This window comes from Acinetobacter sp. Root1280 (genome assembly GCF_001425285.1).
In the GTDB taxonomy this organism is placed as follows: domain Bacteria; phylum Pseudomonadota; class Gammaproteobacteria; order Pseudomonadales; family Moraxellaceae; genus Acinetobacter; species Acinetobacter guillouiae.
Genome location: NZ_LMED01000003.1, coordinates 142,061 through 159,533, shown reverse-complemented (window position 1 = coordinate 159,533; position 17,473 = coordinate 142,061). Strand labels below are relative to the sequence as shown.

Below are 17,473 nucleotides of genomic sequence, written 5' to 3'. Positions count from 1 at the left end.
AAGAGTGGGCTTTGATAAAAACTAAAAATTAGTTCTTTTCTTTATCTACGATTTTGTTGGCTTGAATCCAAGGCATCATCGCGCGCAATTTACCGCCAGTCACTTCAATACCGTGAGCTGCGTTTTGACGGCGACGAGCTGTCATAGATGGATAGTTCAATGCACCCTCTTGGATGAACATCTTCGCATATTCACCTGATTGGATACGTTTAAGTGCATTACGCATCGCTTCACGTGATTGCTCGTTGATCACTTCAACGCCAGTCACATATTCACCATATTCAGCATTGTTAGATACTGAATAGTTCATGTCCGCAATACCGCCTTCAAACATTAAATCAACGATTAATTTAAGTTCGTGCAAGCATTCAAAATAAGCCATTTCAGGTGCATAACCCGCTTCAACAAGCGTTTCATAACCCATTTTAACCAATTCAACAGCACCACCACAAAGTACTGCTTGCTCACCAAATAAGTCAGTTTCAGTTTCTTCACGGAATGAAGTTTCGATGATACCTGTACGACCACCACCTACACCTGAAGCATAAGAAAGTGCAACGTTACGTGCATTACCAGAAGCATCTTGATGAATCGCGATAAGATCAGGTACACCTGAACCACGTTGGAATTCTGAACGTACAGTATGACCTGGTGCTTTTGGTGCAACCATGATCACGTCTAAATCTTTACGTGGAACAACTTGGTTATAAAGTACAGCGAAACCATGTGCAAATGCTAAAGTCGCACCTTCTTTGATGTTTGGCTCAATCACGTCTCGATAAAGCTGTGATTGAAACTCATCTGGTGTCAAGATCATCACTAAATCAGCTTGAGCAACAGCAGCTGGAACTTCAGCAACTTTAAGGCCTGCATTTTCAGCTTTTTTCCAAGAAGTAGAACCAGCACGTAAACCAACAGTAACGTCTACACCTGAGTCTTGAAGGTTTTGCGCGTGAGCATGACCTTGTGAACCATAACCAATGATCGCTACTTTTTTACCTTGGATGATAGATAAGTCGCAGTCTTTATCATAAAAAATTTGCATTGCTGTCTCCGCTAAAATGCTGTGTTTCCTCTTCCTATCCTGAAGATTATTGTTTTGAATCTTCTAGTCTAAGTCCCTCTCCTATTGCGAGGAGAGGTTATACATGAGGGAATAAAAAATCAAATAATTAATTACTGGTTGAGGTGCAACTAGAGTGAAAGAACCTTTTCACCACGAGCAATACCAGATACACCAGAACGAACAACTTCTAAAATTGTGTTTTCTGCAAGTGCATCAATAAAGCCATCAATTTTTTCAGTTGTACCCGCAATCTGAATGGTATAAGTCGTTGGAGTAACATCAACCACTTGAGCACGAAAGATATCCGCTGTGCGCTTAATTTCAGCACGTGCAGAACCCAATGCTTTGACTTTAATCAGCATCAGTTCACGCTCAATGTGCGCGCCTTCTGACAAATCAACCACTTTAACCACTTCAACCAATTTATTCAGCTGTTTGGTGATTTGCTCAATTTTATGGTCATCACCATAGGTGGTTAATGTCAAACGTGACATGGTTGGATCTTCAGTTGGTGCGACATTTAAAGTTTCAATGTTATAGCCACGTTGAGAGAACAACCCCACTAAACGAGAAAGCGCACCAGCTTCGTTTTCAACGAGTACAGAAATAATATGTCTCATTCAGTACGCTCCCCTTTAGACAACCACATATCTTGCATAGATTGACCTGCGATAAGCATTGGATATACATGCTCGGTACGATCAACCATCACGTTAATGAATACACATTTATCATTAATCGCCATTGCTTCTTTAAGCTTAGATTCAAGCTCATCCGCATGGTCAATCTGGATACCTACATGACCGTAAGCTTCCATCAATTTTGGAAAATCTGGTAATGACTCAACATAAGAGCTTGAATGGCGTCCTTCATAGTTCATATCTTGCCATTGTTTTACCATACCCAAAGCACGGTTGTTCAAGCAGAGAATTTTCACATTTAAGCCATATTGCTTACATGTAGAAAGCTCTTGGATACACATCTGAATCGATGCTTCACCGGTGATACACACTACTTGTTGATCTGGGAATGCAAGTTTCGCAGCCATGGCATAAGGTAAACCTACACCCATTGTGCCTAAGCCACCTGAGTTGATCCATTGACGTGGACGTTTGTATTTGTAATACATCGCACCAAACATTTGATGCTGACCAACGTCAGAAGTAATGATCGCTTCGCCATTGGTTACTTTGTCTAATACTTCAACCACTTGTTGTGGTTTCATCACACCATTTTCACCTGGCGCATAACGCAAACCATGTACTTTGCGCCATTCGTTGATTTGTGACCACCATGCCGAGATTTCTTCAGGGTTTGGTTTAGAAACATTCATTTGTTTCAATTGAACCAACATCTCTTGAAGTACTGGCTCTACCGCACCCACGATTGGGATATGCGCCATAATGGTTTTTGAAATCGTCGCTGGGTCGATATCAATATGAATCACTTTCGCATTGGTACAGAACTTCGCTGGATTATTGGTTACACGGTCATCAAAACGCGCACCGATCGCCAAGATAACATCCGCATTATGCATACTCATATTGGCTTCGTATGTACCATGCATACCCAACATACCCAAGAATTGCTCATCATCGCCTGGGAACGCACCCAACCCCATCAGCGTATTGGTCACTGGGTAATTCAATAAATGCGCCAATTCAGTCAGTAATGCAGAAGCATTGCCTTGAACAACACCACCACCCGTATAAATGACAGGGCGTTTGGCATTAATAAGCTCATCAATGGCTTTACGAATTTGACCTGAATGACCGCGGTGAGGTGGCTGATAAGAGCGCATCTTCACTTTTTCAGGATATTCATAAGCAAATTTGTCGACAGGATTAGTGACATCCTTCGGAATATCGACCACAACAGGACCCGGACGACCTGAAGCAGCAATATAAAATGCTTTTTTAATAACGGCAGGAATTTCACTTGCATGACGCACTTGGAAACTATGTTTTACGATCGGGCGAGAAATACCGACCATATCTGTTTCTTGGAATGCATCTTCACCAATAAGATGGCTGGCAACCTGTCCAGACAAAATCACCATTGGGATTGAGTCCATATAGGCTGTAGCGATTGGTGTTACAGTGTTGGTTGCGCCAGGTCCAGAAGTGACCAGCACTACACCTGTTTTTCCCGTCACACGTGAGTAAGCATCTGCCATATGACCAGCAGCTTGTTCATGACGTACGAGGTAATGATTGATTTTATCTTGTTTAAATAGCGCATCATAAATATGTAATACTGCGCCGCCTGGATATCCAAAAACATGTTCAACGCCTTCGTCCGCCAATGCACGAACGAGCATTTCACCACCAGATAAAAGTTCCAACGTATTCACCCTAATCTTTATTCCACAGCGCTATGGGAGACACAGGCCGTGTTTCATTCATTGATTGTGCGCTCTGTTATAGCACACATATTTACTAGTTTTTGCAGCAATAAAAAAATAAATCGTCACGCAGCTGTTTGAGCTGTATGAATCACTGAAATATGTTGGGATAAACATGCTTCGGTAGAGTCATTTTCTCGGCTTAGAGAAAATGTTATTGCTTGCTTTGATATTTTTACTCGAAGGGTGATCGAAAAAAACATCTGAAACTAAAGCAAGCATTTTTGTAGTTTTAGCGAACAAAGTCAAGGTTTCTATCAGGCTTTTTATTGTTTATTTACCAAGCGTTTATTTTTAAAACTATTCCTTTTTTTTGGTTGTCTTATAAATAAAATTTTCAAAGACTTATAAGCCAATAAAATTGCAAAAGAATTATTTAAAATTTTATTTTTCCGTATAAAATAAATACGATTTCTAAAATACCCAGATCAAGCGAAAACAATCCAATGTATATTAGATAGCAGAATGATTTTTCGTTTTCATCTGAATAAAAAATGACTCAAAGGTTTTATAAAATGAAACAACGTCAACGCTTTGCACACACGGTTTTTGTATCGACAATTTTTGCCTTATTCTCTATGGTTGGGGTCAGCGCCAGTCATGCAAAACAGTATTATAAATGGGTAGACAGCAAAGGCTCTACCCATTACACCACCACACCGCCGCCGAAGAATGCACGTAGCCAAAGCAAGGTGAATACTTATGGCTATCATGGAGATTCGATACCAAACAACCCAACGCCAACAGCTCAGCCGCATACACCACAAAATCAGCCTCAAAATGGGCAACCACAAGGTACTCAACCGGTAACCCCAGCACCAGTGGTTAACCCACCGAATACACAACAGCCGAATGTTGTTCCACAAAATGGGCAAAATACACCTATTAGTGTTGCCCCAGTCAATAATTAAATTAAAAGTAAAATCACAAGTTTTCAGATTTAAAAGCGCGCAAAATTCACTTTTTGATGGATTTTGCGCTATGCTGTGTGCACAGTTTTTTAACCATTATTCTCAAATACATTTATGACTACTCATATTGACCCTGAATATCAAGCAAATGCGATTGAGCCTCAAGTCCAAAAAGACTGGGAAGATCGCAAATCGTTTAAAGTTGCCGACACTGTAGAAGGTCCACGTCGTTATATCCTCTCGATGTTCCCTTACCCAAGCGGCAAACTGCATATGGGTCATGTGCGTAATTATACTATTGGTGATGTAATCAGCCGTTTTCACCGTCTCAAAGGTGAAACTGTGCTACAACCGATGGGTTGGGATGCTTTCGGCTTACCTGCTGAAAATGCAGCGATTGCCCATCAAGTTGCGCCAGCAAAGTGGACCTTTGAAAACATTGCATATATGCGCGATCAATTGAAGAAACTTGGTCTATCTGTTGACTGGGATCGCGAATTTGCCACCTGTACACCAGAGTATTACCACTGGGAACAATGGTTATTTGTACAGCTCTATAAAAAAGGCTTGATCTATCGCAAGCTGTCTACAGTGAACTGGGATCCTGTAGACCAAACTGTTCTTGCAAATGAACAAGTTGAAAATGGACGTGGTTGGCGTTCAGGTGCATTGGTAGAAAAACGTGATATTCCAATGTATTACTTTCGTATTACCGATTATGCACAAGAATTATTAGACGATTTAGATACCTTAAAAGACGGTTGGCCACAACAAGTTTTAACCATGCAACGCAATTGGATTGGTCGTTCAACAGGTATGGACATTACCTTCCCGTCGGCAAATCCTGAAGTTTATGCAGATGGTTTAACGGTTTATACCACACGTGCCGATACCTTGATGGGGGTAACTTATGTTGCGGTTGCAGCTGAACACCCTCTAGCACTCAAAGCTGCTGCGATCCAATCAGAAGCAGGCAAGCCAGAACTTGCTGCCTTTATTGAAGAATGCCGTATGGGTTCTGTTGCAGAAGCGGATCTTGCGACTGCTGAGAAAAAAGGCATGGCAACAGGTTTATCAGTTAAACACCCTGTTACGGGTCAAGATATTCCTGTTTGGATCGCAAACTATGTATTGATGTCATATGGTTCAGGCGCGGTGATGGCCGTTCCAGCACATGATGAACGTGATTTTGAGTTTGCCAATAAATTCAACTTACCAATCAAACAAGTCATTGATGCCAAAGGCTCAGATGATGCCGAATATTCTGCGTCTGAATGGCAGGAATGGTACGGTTCTAAAGAAGGTAAATTGGTCAATTCGTCTGAATTTGACGGTTTAGACTTCCAAGCTGCTTTTGATGCATTCCTAAGCAAATTAGAACCACAAGGTCTTGCCAGCGCTAAAGTTCAATTCCGTTTACGTGACTGGGGGGTTTCTCGTCAACGTTACTGGGGTTGTCCAATTCCGATGATCAACTGTGACAAGTGTGGTCAAGTCACTGTTCCAGAAGATCAACTGCCTGTTGTTCTTCCAACAGATGTGGTTCCAGATGGTTCAGGTAATCCTTTAAATAAAATGCCTGAATTCTATCAAACAAAATGTCCAAGCTGTGGTGGTGATGCACGTCGTGAAACCGATACTTTGGATACCTTTGTAGAATCATCTTGGTATTATGCACGTTATGCTTCTCCTGATTTCACGGGTGGTTTAGTTAAACCTGAAGCTGCAAAATCTTGGTTGCCTGTAAACCAATATATTGGTGGTGTAGAGCATGCAATCCTACATTTACTCTATGCACGCTTCTTCCATAAACTTATGCGTGATGAGGGTGTGGTACAAGGCAATGAACCATTTACCAACTTATTGACTCAAGGTATGGTTTTAGCGGATACCTTCTATCGTGAAGCGGAAAGTGGTAAAAAAACTTGGTTTAATCCTGCGGATATTGAGTTAGAAAAAGACGAGAAAGGTCGTGTACTTTCTGCTAAATATTCAGGTGACGGTCAAGACGTTGTGGTTGGTGGTCAAGAGAAAATGTCGAAATCGAAAAATAACGGTATCGACCCACAAGCGATTATTGACCAGTACGGCGCGGATACTGCACGTGTATTTATGATGTTTGCTGCACCACCAGATCAATCATTAGAATGGTCTGATGCTGGTGTCGAAGGCTCAAACCGTTTCTTAAAACGTGTATGGCGTTTAGTTGCAGGCTTCCTTGAAAAAGGCAACCATGCAACAGCAATTGATGCTTCGAAACTTTCCACTGAAGCACAAGACCTGCGTCGTAAGACCCATGAAACGATTCAAAAAGTGGGTGATGACATCGAACGTCGTCATGCATTCAATACCGCGATTGCAGCTTTGATGGAATTGCTCAATGCCAGCAATAAGTTTGAAGCAAAAGATGACAACGATGTTGCTGTAGCACGTGAAGCAATTACCACTTTACTGACTTTACTTGCACCATTTGCACCACACTTAAGTCAGACCTTATTGACTGAGTTTGATATCGATTTAACTTCGGTACTGTTCCCTACGGTTGATGAGTCTGCATTAACACGTAATACACAAACCATCGTAGTTCAAGTCAATGGTAAGCTTCGTGGCAAGTTAGAAGTCTCTGTTGATGCATCGAAAGATGAATTATTGGCACTGGCTAAAGCGTTACCTGAGGTTCAGCAATTCTTAACAGGTCCAACCAAGAAAGAAATTGTGGTTCCAAATAAGCTTGTGAATTTGGTGGTTTAATTTCCTGCTTAAATCCCCTCTCCTTCTAGGAGAGGGTTAGGGAGAGGTCATTCCCCTCATCCTAACCTTCTCCCTAAGGGAGAAGGGACTTTAGTAGAATAAACAAAACCCAAACAAAGCCCGTTGTCATTCAACGGGCTTTGATTCTAAAATGGCGTGAATTTATAAAGATTAAATATTCCATATCCAATGGAATTTCATGAGGACAAAGCATGCATTTAGTTCAACGTGTTGCTGCAGTTGTATTAACTTTGGGTCTGAGTGCGGGCTTAGTAGGTTGTGGCTTTCATTTAAAGGGCACCAATGCCCAAGCAACGCCTTTGGTTTACACTAAATTACAACTGGTGTTACCAGCGAATACTGAAGATCTTGAAAAGAAACTCAGTGTTTATTTAACTGCAACAGGTGTCCAACTGAGTAATTCAAGTGACGCTTATGTATTACGAGTATTAGACTACAAGCCTGTTCGTCATGAGTTAAATGGTAAATTAGTGGAAACACTACTCCGTCTAAGTGTTACTTTCCAGATTGAAGATAAACAAGGGAATCCGATTACTGAACCTCGAACCTTAAATGCATCTCGTAGTTATCAATACGATGTTGCAACGGTCAACACAGATGATCAACAATATAAATATCTGAGCCAAATTTTGATTGATGACATTGCACAACAAATGTCGCGTCAAATTGCAGCCAATCGCTTACCTAAAGCACGTACTCTTTCGACCCAACCTGTAGCGCAATAATTCTATGAAACTTGACTATTTACAAGCCCTTAAACGTGTTGATGAAGCACGAGGTGTTTGGATTTTACATGGTCAAGAACCACTTCTAGAACAAAACCTACTCGATGCTTTAAGAAAAAGCTGGGCAAAACATGAAGTAGAAAGACAACGCTATGATCTCAATAGCGTTTCCGACTGGAAAAATGTCTTTAATGCGTTGAATAGCTTATCTTTATTTTCTCAAAATCTTGCACTTGAAGTCCATGGCAATATCAAACCCGATGCCAATGGACTCAAACAACTCAAACACTATATTCAACATAATGAACACAACTTGCTTGTGATCATTATGCCCAAACAAGACTCAAGTAGTCTAAAGTCAAGTTTCTTTCAAACAGTTGAAGCCAATGGTGTGGTGATTGCTTTAACCGCAAATTACCCGCAAGACCGTCAACGAATATTGTCAATCGAAGCAGATCAGCTCGGTGTCCAGTTAAATCAAGATGCCTGGATCTGGCTTGAACAACATCATGAACATAATCTTTTGGCTGCCAAAAACAGCCTGATGCGTGTTGCCGATACCTTCCCAGATCAAAAACAGATTTCAATTGAACACTTACAAGAATGTTTACAGGATCAATCACGTTATAGCACCTTTGATTTAAGTGATTCATTGATTGCTGGAAACTTGGCACTTTCGATTAAAATTTTCCAATATCTTGTGGAGTCAGGCGAACCCAACAGTTTAATTTTATGGACAATTAGTAAAGAAATGCGTCTTTTGATGCAGTTGTATGAACAACCACAAAATGCCTTACAGCTCGGCATTTGGAAAACCAAGATTTCATTGTATCAACAAGCACTTAGACGTTTAAATCCACATTCATTTTTAACTTGGCCACAACTGTTATTGCGTGTAGATGCAGCAATCAAAGGACTCAGCAAAGAAAGCCCAGAACATATCATTCAACAATGTATTGCTGAATTATGTGGAAAAACTTTATTTATCAATGCTTAGATAGATATTATACAGAATAATTCTCATTTCCATTTATTTTGAAAAATTCACGCTTTATCCTTATTTAATCATTATAATTTGATCAATTTTTCTCTCAGCCCAATTATCGCTATGCCAAAAATAAAACCAGCCAAAGCCATTCTTATAGCGGTTTGTCTTGCCATCATTGCCGCAATCGCATGGTATGTATTAAAGCCTAAAAATACACAACCTCAGTATATAACCTCAGAAGTCACACGTGGTGATATTGAAGATGCAGTTCTTGCAACAGGTGATTTAGAAGCAACCAAGATGGTGAGCGTTGGTGCGCAGGTTTCGGGTCAAGTTAAAAAAATGTACGTCAAGCTGGGTGACCAAGTTAAACAAGGTCAACTGATTGCACAAATTGATTCAGTGCGTCAAAGCAACGATTTAAAAACAGCTGAAGCAAGTATTAAAAATCAACAGGCTCAGTTGACAACCAAACAGGCGACTTTAGCCAAAGCTGAGGCAGAATATAACCGCCAAAAAAATATGTTTGCACAAGATGCAACCTCTAAAGCAGATTATGACAGTGCCTTAGCCGCATTTAAAACTGCACAAGCTGATATTGCTTCGATGGATGCACAAATTGAGCAATCCAAACTTACACTTGCAACATCACAAGAAAACTTAGGTTATACACGTATTGTTGCACCTATGGACGGCACCGTGGTAGCCATTGTGACCGAAGAAGGTCAAACGGTAAACGCCAACCAAAGTGCACCGACTATTGTGAAACTTGCAAAATTGGACACCATGACCATCAAGGCACAAGTGTCTGAAGCAGATGTCATGAAAGTTCAAGAAGGTCAAAAAGTTTATTTCACTACACTGGGTGATAGTGAGAAAAAACGCTATGCAACACTGCGTCAAGTAGAGCCAGCACCAGAATCAATTAATACTGAAACATCAAGCAACTCATCTTCATCATCAACAAGTACAGCGATTTATTATAATGCCCTATTCGATGTACCAAACGATGACGGTAAACTCCGAATTGATATGACCGCACAGGTGTATATCATTCTGGCTGAAGCCAAAAATGCACTGACTGTTCCTGCTGCGGCATTACAGTCTTCAAACCGCCCACAACGTGCCAATAAATCCGCAAATGGCGCATCTGGTGCAAATTCAACTCGTTCAGCATCTGCACCTCAAGGTCAAGCAAATAAAAATGGACAAAATGCTGCTGATCGCCCAGAACGTCTTGAACTCACAGCAGATGAAAAGACTTTGATTGATCAAGGTAAAGCTTCGGTTTCGATTGTTCGCGTTTTACAGGCGGATGGTAGTGCTCAACGTAAACAAGTTTTAATTGGTTTAAATAACCGTGTAACCGCCCAAGTACTTCGTGGCCTCAATGAAGGTGATCAAGTTGTACTAGCAGATGGTTCAGATACATCCAATGACTCTGCAAAACGAAGCAATAAAAACAGTGGCCCAATGAGACTCTAAGCATGGATCAGAACAATCATCAGATCAAACCTCTACTTGAGGTCAGTAATCTGATTCGTGAGTTCCCTGCGGGTGAATCCACTATTCAGATTTTAAAGAGTATTAACCTTAAAATTTACCCCGGTGAACTGGTTGCTATTGTAGGGCAATCTGGTTCGGGTAAATCGACATTGATGAATATCTTGGGCTGCCTTGATCAACCTACATCAGGTAGTTATCAAGTCAATGGACGTGAAACAGGTCAACTTGAACCCGATGAGCTCGCGCAATTACGTCGTGAATATTTTGGCTTTATTTTCCAGCGCTATCACTTACTGGGTGATTTAAATGCCGCAGGAAACGTTGAAGTTCCAGCGATTTATGCTGGTATGGATCCGAGTGTGCGTCAAAAGCGTTCACATGAAATCTTGACTGACTTAGGACTCGGTGAAAAAACTGAAAACCGTCCAAATCAGCTTTCGGGTGGACAACAACAGCGTGTTTCAATTGCACGTGCTTTGATGAATGGTGGTGATGTCATCCTTGCGGATGAACCAACTGGCGCACTAGATAAGCACAGTGGTGTTGAGGTTATGCGTATTTTGCGTGAGCTCAATGCTAAAGGGCATACCATTATTCTGGTTACCCATGATATGAATGTGGCAAAAAATGCGACACGTATCATTGAAATCAGTGATGGTAACATCATCGCGGATAAGCCAAATGTTCCCGAACATGATGATGAGATTGATGTTGTTGTCGACCAAGAACCTAAGTCAAATCGTAAAAAATCATCCAAATGGCGCTCTGCATTAGATCGTTTTGCAGAAGCCTTTCGTATGGCATTGCTGGCAATGAATGCCCACCGTATGCGTACCTTTTTAACCATGCTGGGTATTATTATCGGGATTGCATCTGTGGTCTCGGTGGTGGCTTTGGGCAATGGCTCACAAAAGCAGATTCTTGATAACATCAGCAGTTTAGGCACCAATACCATTACCGTCTTTCAGGGACGTGGCTTTGGTGATAACTCGAAAACAGCACAGTTTAAAACCTTGGTTCCAGCAGATGCTGAAGCACTCTCAGAGCAACCTTATGTCGAAGCAGTCAGTCCAACAGTCAATAGTAGCGTAACAGCGCGTTTTAAAGACACCGAAGCTTCTGCAACCGTCAATGGTGTCAGTGCTGATTTCTTCTATGTACGTGGTATGACCTTTAAATCTGGGCAAGCTTTTGATAAGAACAGTATCACTGGGCGAGCGCAGGATGTGGTGATTGATGCCAATACTGAAAAGACTTTCTTTGCAGATGGCACTAACCCTGTAGGGCAAGTGCTGTTATTGGGGAGTGTTCCAAGCCGAATCATTGGTGTGATTGATGCACAGCAAGGCTTTATGGGCAACTCAGACAGTCTCAATGTTTATCTGCCTTATTCAACCGTCATGAGCCGAATGTTAGGACAATCCAATGTTCGTAGCATCATCGTGCGTATTAAAGATGAATATCCAACTGCGGTTGCTGAAAATGCCATTTTAAGTTTGTTGGAACAACGTCATGGCGCACAAGATGTCTTTTCTCAAAACTCTGACAGTATTCGTCAAACCATTGAACAGACCACACAAACTATGACTTTACTGGTTTCAGCCATTGCGGTGATTTCATTGGTTGTCGGTGGTATTGGGGTAATGAACATCATGTTGGTGTCGGTGACCGAGCGTACCCAAGAAATCGGTGTGCGTATGGCTGTAGGTGCTCGGCAAAGTGACATTCTGCAACAGTTCCTGATCGAAGCTGTTTTGGTGTGTATTTTGGGCGGTATCTTAGGGGTCCTGCTCTCTTTAGGCATTGGACAGTTGATTGGACATATTGCCAAAGGCAGTTTTCAAATGGCGTATTCAAGCACCTCAATCATTGCGGCATTTGTATGTTCAACATTGATTGGTGTGGTATTTGGATTTATCCCAGCTCGTAATGCAGCACAGCTCAATCCTGTTGATGCACTTTCGCGTGAATAACCGAAGAATAAGGAAATTATTAATGCAAATGAATTTAAGCAAACTTGCAAGCGCCTTGATTCTTGGGAGTTCATTGGTCGGTTGTGCGGCTGTGGTTAAAACCCCATACGAGGCCCCTGCTGTGCAAATTCCAAATGGTTTTATTTATGACAATGCAAAATCTAAACACGTTCAGGCAGATTTATATGCAGATCAGTGGTGGACCTTATTTGGTGATGCTCAGTTAAATCAACTGGTCAATCAAGTGATTCAACGCAATGCTGATTTAGCTGTTGCAGGGATTAACTTACAAACAGCCCGTTTAAGAGCTGGCTTAGCGCGAGACCAACAAGGTCCTCGTGTTAATTCTGGAGTATCTACGGGCCATAGCTTTGACCTTCATTCAGGTGATGATGCTGCCAAAGGTCTATCTCTCAGTGCTGGTGTCAGTTATGAAGTGGATTTGTTTGGAAAATTAGCACGTCAAACGGAAGCATCGAAGTGGGAATCTTTAGCCACTGAACAAGACTTACAAGCGACTGGGCAGACCTTAATTGCCACAACCGCAAATTTATATTGGCAATTGGGTTATTTAAATGAACGCTATAGCTCTGCCCAACAGAGCTTAGCCGCCACTCAAAAAACCTTTGAATTGGTGCGTACTCAATATCGCGCTGGCGCAGTTTCAGGACTAGATTTGACCCAAGCTGAGCAATCGGTACAAAGCCAAAAAGCCAGTTTAAGTCAAATTGAACAGCAACGTGTTGAAACACGTACCGCTTTGGCCGTGTTATTACAAATACCTGTGCAACAGTTAAATATTCAAGAACCACAGCAATTACCGCAGATCAGTCTACCCAATATCTCAGCAGGTTTGCCGGCAGATATTTTGTCGCGCCGTCCAGATTTAAAAGCAGCCGAATTGCGTTTACGTGAATCTTTGGCGACCAAAGATGCCACCAAAGCCAGCTATTATCCTTCAATCAGTTTGACGGGGAATTTAGGTTCAACCAGCACATCATTGACAAATTTATTGAAAAATCCTGCCCTGACTTTAGGCGCAAGCTTAAGCCTGCCGTTTTTGCAATATAATGATATGCAAAAGAATTTAAAAATCAGTGAACTTGACTATGAAAAAGCCATTGTTCAATATCGCAATACCTTGTACCAAGCTTTTGCAGATACTGAAAATGCATTGTCGAATCGTACGGAGCTAGATAAACAAGTCGCCTTTCAACAAAAGAACTTGGAACTTGCGGAAAAAACAGAACGTTTGACCAATGTACGTTATCGTAATGGTGCAATTGCTTTAAAAAATGTTTTGGATGCCCAAGAAACCACACGTAGTGCTCGTTTGTCTTTAGTCCAAGCCAAGCAAAGCCAATACAATGCTTATGTCACTTTGATGCAAGCTTTGGGTGGCAGTCCGATTAAGCAATTACCTTAAGAATGTGTTGAGATAAGAAAGCCCTGAGGGGCTTTTTTTTAATGCTATGTTTTCTTTTTGGGTCAATACGCTACCATTCTTATAAACTGGGTATTGTAAAGTACCATTAAACATAGTTAACCTATTAATATAATTAAAGATAAAAATTAATTTTAATCTTTTTATTTATCTTTCACGCTAAAGAAACCAAATTTTAAATTGTCTTTCGCCGTCACTATATAGGGATCATTTTCATCTACGGGATTATCCTTTTTAAGCTGTTCGCTCCAATAGAATGATTTTGAAAAAAGAACTGTGATTCGTCGTCCAAAGAACCGAATAAATTCAGGTATGGCAAAAATAAGCGCATAGAGTGGTGTCTGAAAATGATTGATAAACACGGTTTGCCAACTTTGCTTAAAGGATTCTTTTTTCTCTTGAATATCATAACAATATGTTAATTTACTTTTATAATCTTGCTCNAAATGATTGATAAACACGGTTTGCCAACTTTGCTTAAAGGATTCTTTTTTCTCTTGAATATCATAACAATATGTTAATTTACTTTTATAATCTTGCTCTGGGTCGTCTATCCCTTTTCTGTAGCACAAGGGTTCAGGTCCCTGTTCTACATAAGTTTTGATAAATAATAAAAATCCTTCTATATAGTCTTTATGAATATTGGGTGTACCCAACTGTATATCATGTTTTATCACTTCACCATCAAGTATATAGGCATGTAACTCATACAACGGTAGTCCAACGACACCTTGCGATTGAACGATATCAAAATACAAATCATCTAATAAAAACTGAGAGGTGCTATTCCCTTCAGAGCACACTGTCATCGAATTATTTTGTCTATTTATTAAAACTGGTAAATAAAGGGGCTTTAAAAAATCGAATTTCAAAAAGGGAATTAACATTGTAAAAAAAATATACAATCCTCCAGCCATTAGCAAAATTGCACCTGAATAAATAATTATTTTTTCATCTTCGACACCATCTTTTAAAATAAAATAACTACCAAACAGAACTAAAAGAACATAAGGAATAGCCAATAAAAATAAAAAGATTAAATTTTTTCCTTTCCACACATAATTTCTATTTGTTAATTCAATATAACCAGAATTCATTTGAACCAATGAAAAATTATGATTGATCACTCGTTTCAGTTCAAAAGTATCCAGCTTAAAAAGTTGATACTTTTTTACACTTTCTCCGACTCTAGTACGAGGAACAAAATACCATGGATTTTTCATTTATCTTTCATCTCAAACATACTAAATTCAAAGTTGTCTTTAAAGCTGATTTCCTCTGGGCGTTGTAGTTCCATTTTATTTTTAAGGATGACCTCTTTATGCCATATAGGTAGAGGCATTATATTGAGCAATATTCGCCTTGCAATAAAATTACCAAGATCAAAAGGATAGGAGAATAGAGCAGGAACCCAGTTATAATGATAAATAATTCGACTTAAAAAGTTGATACTTTTTTACACTTTCTCCGACTCTAGTACGAGGAACAAAATACCATGGATTTTTCATTTATCTTTCATCTCAAACATACTAAATTCAAAGTTGTCTTTAAAACTAATTTCCTCTGGTCGTTCTTTTTCCATTTTATTTTTAAGGATAACCTCTTTATGCCAGACAGGTAGAGGCTTTATATTAAGCAATATTCGTCTTGCAATAAAATTACACACATCAAAAGGATAGGAAAATAAAGCAGGAACCCAGTTATCATGATAAATGATTCGAAATGACTTCCATGTATCTCGATAACTTTCTTGTGCACCAATGACCTGTTGGCAAAATGTTAATTGAGTAAACGGATCTATTGTTCCATACATCGGATTAGGCTTTGGATACAATTCTTCTGGCCCTTATGCATAAAATGACATATAAATGACCATAAGCCTTGGGTGTTATCCCAACCAATCATTGGAAAGCCAATGACAAAAGTATGTTTTAACAGACCATCTTCAACAATATGCGCTCTCAGTTCTCTTAAGGTAAATCCTGAAAGACCAAAGCTTGTACCCATTACATAAACAACATCTTTCCAATCTCGCTCTATATACTCAGCATCAGTTAAATAAAAAAACACCTTGCCTGTTTTTCGGTTAAATAAAATCGGTTTACAAATAGGTTTTTTATGATCATGGTTAAAGTATGGTATAAGAGTAGAAATTAATGGAAGTAGCCATATCAAAAATATTATAAACATTATTAAAAATGAGATGCCAAAATTTTTATCCCCACCTATATTAAAAATAAAATATATAAAATGAAGTGAAATTAAAAATACAGGAAACAACATTATTAAAATACTGACTCCCTTCCCTAACCTTGCATAAGATTGATCTATAAGCTCTATATAATCATCATTCATTCTTAAAAAAGACCAGTTATGATTACGTTTAAACTCATCATGAGGATTTAACAGTACATCACCTTTATCTAATTTTGAAAAAGGTATGTTTTCTTTAAACACATCATAACCAAACACATGTTTTTTAATTTTATTTTTCATCATGTAACCATTTTACTGATGCTTCCAAATATCAAGCTATCAAAAAATATAATTTTCTTTTTAATTCCAAAAAATCAAAGCGCTTGCGCGCTTTATCATTTATCTTTCATCTCAAACATACTAAATTCAAAGTTGTCTTTAAAGCTGATCTCCTCTGGACGTTGTTGTTCCATTTTATTTTAAGGATAACCTCTTTATGCCATACAGGTAGAGGTTTTATATTAAGCAATATTCGTCTTGCAATAAAATTACCAAGATCAAAAGGAAAAGAAAATAAAGCAGGAACCCAATTATCATGATAAATAATTCGAAATGATTTCCACGTATCCCGATAACTTTCTTTTGCACCAATGACCTGTTGGCAAAATGTTAATTGCGTAAACGGATCTATTGTTCCATACATCGGATTAGGCTTTGGATACAATTCTTCTGGCCCTTTATGCATAAAATGACATATAAATGACCATAAGCCTTGGGTACGGAATATACCCATCATCGGGAAGCCAATGACAAAAGTATGTTTTAACAGACCACCTTCAACAATATGCGCTCTAAGCTCTCTTAAAGGTGCACCTGAAAAACCAAAGCTATTCCCCATCACATAAACCACATCTTTCCAATCTCGCTCGATATACTCAGCATCAGTTAAATAAAAAAATACTTTGCCTGTTTTTCGGTTAAACAAGATCGGTTTACATATTGGCTTTTTATAATCATATTTAAAGAAAGGATTCAAAAATGCGTATAGTGGTAAAAAGAAGGTAATCAATGCAGAAATAACGACAAATATTGAAAAATAAATAGACTCATTAGGACCTCCACCAAGTGTAAAATACAAATATAGGATATGAAATATTAATAACAATACAGGAAAACATAAAACTAAAAGACTGATTCCTTTCCCTAACCTTGCATAAGATTGGTCAATAAGCTCAATATAGTCATCATTCATGCTTAAAAAAGACCAATTATGATTACGTTTAAACTCATCATGAGGATTTAACAGTACATCACCTTTATCTAATTTTGAAAAAGGTATATTTTCCTTAAAAACATCATAACCAAACACATGTTTTTTAATTTTACTTTTCATTATGCAACCATTTTTACTTGTATTTCATAATTTTAAATTAAATCTAATCTTATAATAGCAATGAATTCGACTATAAAAAAGCTATTGTCCAGTAT

The 17,473-nt window shown here is 39.2% G+C and carries 13 protein-coding genes; 7 read left to right on the top strand and 6 right to left on the bottom strand.

The features are described from left to right. Window positions 1-28: 28 nt before the first annotated feature. The 3 genes from ilvC to ASC84_RS05155 form a co-directional block, all read right to left on the bottom strand. A complete protein-coding gene (ilvC, locus tag ASC84_RS05165; RefSeq protein WP_004725869.1) occupies window positions 29-1,045 on the bottom strand; it encodes a ketol-acid reductoisomerase in 1,017 nt (338 codons plus the stop codon). Between the two features lie 149 nt (window positions 1,046-1,194). After that, a complete protein-coding gene (gene ilvN / locus ASC84_RS05160) occupies window positions 1,195-1,686 on the bottom strand; it encodes an acetolactate synthase small subunit (RefSeq protein ID WP_004725868.1) in 492 nt (163 codons plus the stop codon). Beyond that, the gene (locus ASC84_RS05155; protein ID WP_016539389.1) at window positions 1,683-3,410 is read right to left on the bottom strand and encodes an acetolactate synthase 3 large subunit; all 1,728 of its coding nucleotides are present in this window, start codon (window positions 3,408-3,410) and stop codon (window positions 1,683-1,685) included. Before ASC84_RS05155 ends, ilvN begins: the two co-directional genes overlap by 4 nt. A gap of 575 nt (window positions 3,411-3,985) precedes the next feature. On the opposite strand from ASC84_RS05155, the gene ASC84_RS05150 reads away from it, so the two are divergent. The 7 genes from ASC84_RS05150 to ASC84_RS05120 all read left to right on the top strand — a co-directional run bounded on the left by ASC84_RS05150 (window position 3,986) and on the right by ASC84_RS05120 (window position 13,771). Next, complete coding sequence (locus ASC84_RS05150) at window positions 3,986-4,381, top strand: DUF4124 domain-containing protein (RefSeq protein WP_056512292.1); 396 nt, start codon at window positions 3,986-3,988, stop codon at window positions 4,379-4,381. 114 nt (window positions 4,382-4,495) lie between these two features. Then, window positions 4,496-7,132, top strand: a complete 2,637-nt coding sequence (leuS, locus tag ASC84_RS05145; protein ID WP_056512289.1) for a leucine--tRNA ligase — start codon at window positions 4,496-4,498, stop codon at window positions 7,130-7,132. A gap of 212 nt (window positions 7,133-7,344) precedes the next feature. Continuing rightward, complete coding sequence (locus ASC84_RS05140; RefSeq protein ID WP_004725857.1) at window positions 7,345-7,878, top strand: hypothetical protein; 534 nt, start codon at window positions 7,345-7,347, stop codon at window positions 7,876-7,878. Between the two features lie 4 nt (window positions 7,879-7,882). Continuing rightward, window positions 7,883-8,875 (top strand): DNA polymerase III subunit delta, encoded by a 993-nt coding sequence (gene holA, locus ASC84_RS05135; RefSeq protein ID WP_056512286.1) that lies wholly within the window; start codon window positions 7,883-7,885, stop codon window positions 8,873-8,875. Between the two features lie 111 nt (window positions 8,876-8,986). Then, on the top strand, window positions 8,987-10,351 hold the full coding sequence (locus ASC84_RS05130) for a MacA family efflux pump subunit (protein ID WP_004725852.1): 1,365 nt from the start codon (window positions 8,987-8,989) through the stop codon (window positions 10,349-10,351). 2 nt (window positions 10,352-10,353) lie between these two features. Continuing rightward, on the top strand, window positions 10,354-12,345 hold the full coding sequence (locus tag ASC84_RS05125) for a MacB family efflux pump subunit (protein WP_056512285.1): 1,992 nt from the start codon (window positions 10,354-10,356) through the stop codon (window positions 12,343-12,345). A 22-nt stretch (window positions 12,346-12,367) separates the two neighbouring features. After that, the gene (locus ASC84_RS05120; protein WP_056512282.1) at window positions 12,368-13,771 is read left to right on the top strand and encodes an efflux transporter outer membrane subunit; all 1,404 of its coding nucleotides are present in this window, start codon (window positions 12,368-12,370) and stop codon (window positions 13,769-13,771) included. A gap of 1,522 nt (window positions 13,772-15,293) precedes the next feature. Here ASC84_RS05120 and ASC84_RS23145 read toward each other — a convergent pair. The 3 genes from ASC84_RS23145 to ASC84_RS05105 all read right to left on the bottom strand — a co-directional run bounded on the left by ASC84_RS23145 (window position 15,294) and on the right by ASC84_RS05105 (window position 17,378). Continuing rightward, on the bottom strand, window positions 15,294-15,602 hold the full coding sequence (locus tag ASC84_RS23145) for a hypothetical protein (RefSeq protein WP_227515094.1): 309 nt from the start codon (window positions 15,600-15,602) through the stop codon (window positions 15,294-15,296). Next, window positions 15,587-16,285, bottom strand: a complete 699-nt coding sequence (locus ASC84_RS05110; RefSeq protein ID WP_227515093.1) for a DUF6708 domain-containing protein — start codon at window positions 16,283-16,285, stop codon at window positions 15,587-15,589. Before ASC84_RS05110 ends, ASC84_RS23145 begins: the two co-directional genes overlap by 16 nt. Before the next feature lie 106 nt (window positions 16,286-16,391). After that, window positions 16,392-17,378, bottom strand: a complete 987-nt coding sequence (locus tag ASC84_RS05105) for a DUF6708 domain-containing protein (protein ID WP_227515092.1) — start codon at window positions 17,376-17,378, stop codon at window positions 16,392-16,394. Window positions 17,379-17,473 lie beyond the last annotated feature (95 nt).

Excerpts from the sequence above, each read along its gene's own strand:
- ilvC (WP_004725869.1), bottom strand. The coding sequence starts at position 1,045 with ATGCAAATTTTTTATGATAAAGACTGCGACTTATCTATCATCCAAGGT.
- ilvN (WP_004725868.1), bottom strand. The coding sequence starts at position 1,686 with ATGAGACATATTATTTCTGTACTCGTTGAAAACGAAGCTGGTGCGCTT.
- ASC84_RS05150 (WP_056512292.1), top strand. The coding sequence starts at position 3,986 with ATGAAACAACGTCAACGCTTTGCACACACGGTTTTTGTATCGACAATT.
- leuS (WP_056512289.1), top strand. The coding sequence starts at position 4,496 with ATGACTACTCATATTGACCCTGAATATCAAGCAAATGCGATTGAGCCT.
- ASC84_RS05140 (WP_004725857.1), top strand. The coding sequence starts at position 7,345 with ATGCATTTAGTTCAACGTGTTGCTGCAGTTGTATTAACTTTGGGTCTG.
- holA (WP_056512286.1), top strand. The coding sequence starts at position 7,883 with ATGAAACTTGACTATTTACAAGCCCTTAAACGTGTTGATGAAGCACGA.
- ASC84_RS05130 (WP_004725852.1), top strand. The coding sequence starts at position 8,987 with ATGCCAAAAATAAAACCAGCCAAAGCCATTCTTATAGCGGTTTGTCTT.
- ASC84_RS05125 (WP_056512285.1), top strand. The coding sequence starts at position 10,354 with ATGGATCAGAACAATCATCAGATCAAACCTCTACTTGAGGTCAGTAAT.
- ASC84_RS05120 (WP_056512282.1), top strand. The coding sequence starts at position 12,368 with ATGCAAATGAATTTAAGCAAACTTGCAAGCGCCTTGATTCTTGGGAGT.
- ASC84_RS23145 (WP_227515094.1), bottom strand. The coding sequence starts at position 15,602 with ATGTATGGAACAATAGATCCGTTTACTCAATTAACATTTTGCCAACAG.
- ASC84_RS05110 (WP_227515093.1), bottom strand. The coding sequence starts at position 16,285 with ATGAAAAATAAAATTAAAAAACATGTGTTTGGTTATGATGTGTTTAAA.
- ASC84_RS05105 (WP_227515092.1), bottom strand. The coding sequence starts at position 17,378 with ATGAAAAGTAAAATTAAAAAACATGTGTTTGGTTATGATGTTTTTAAG.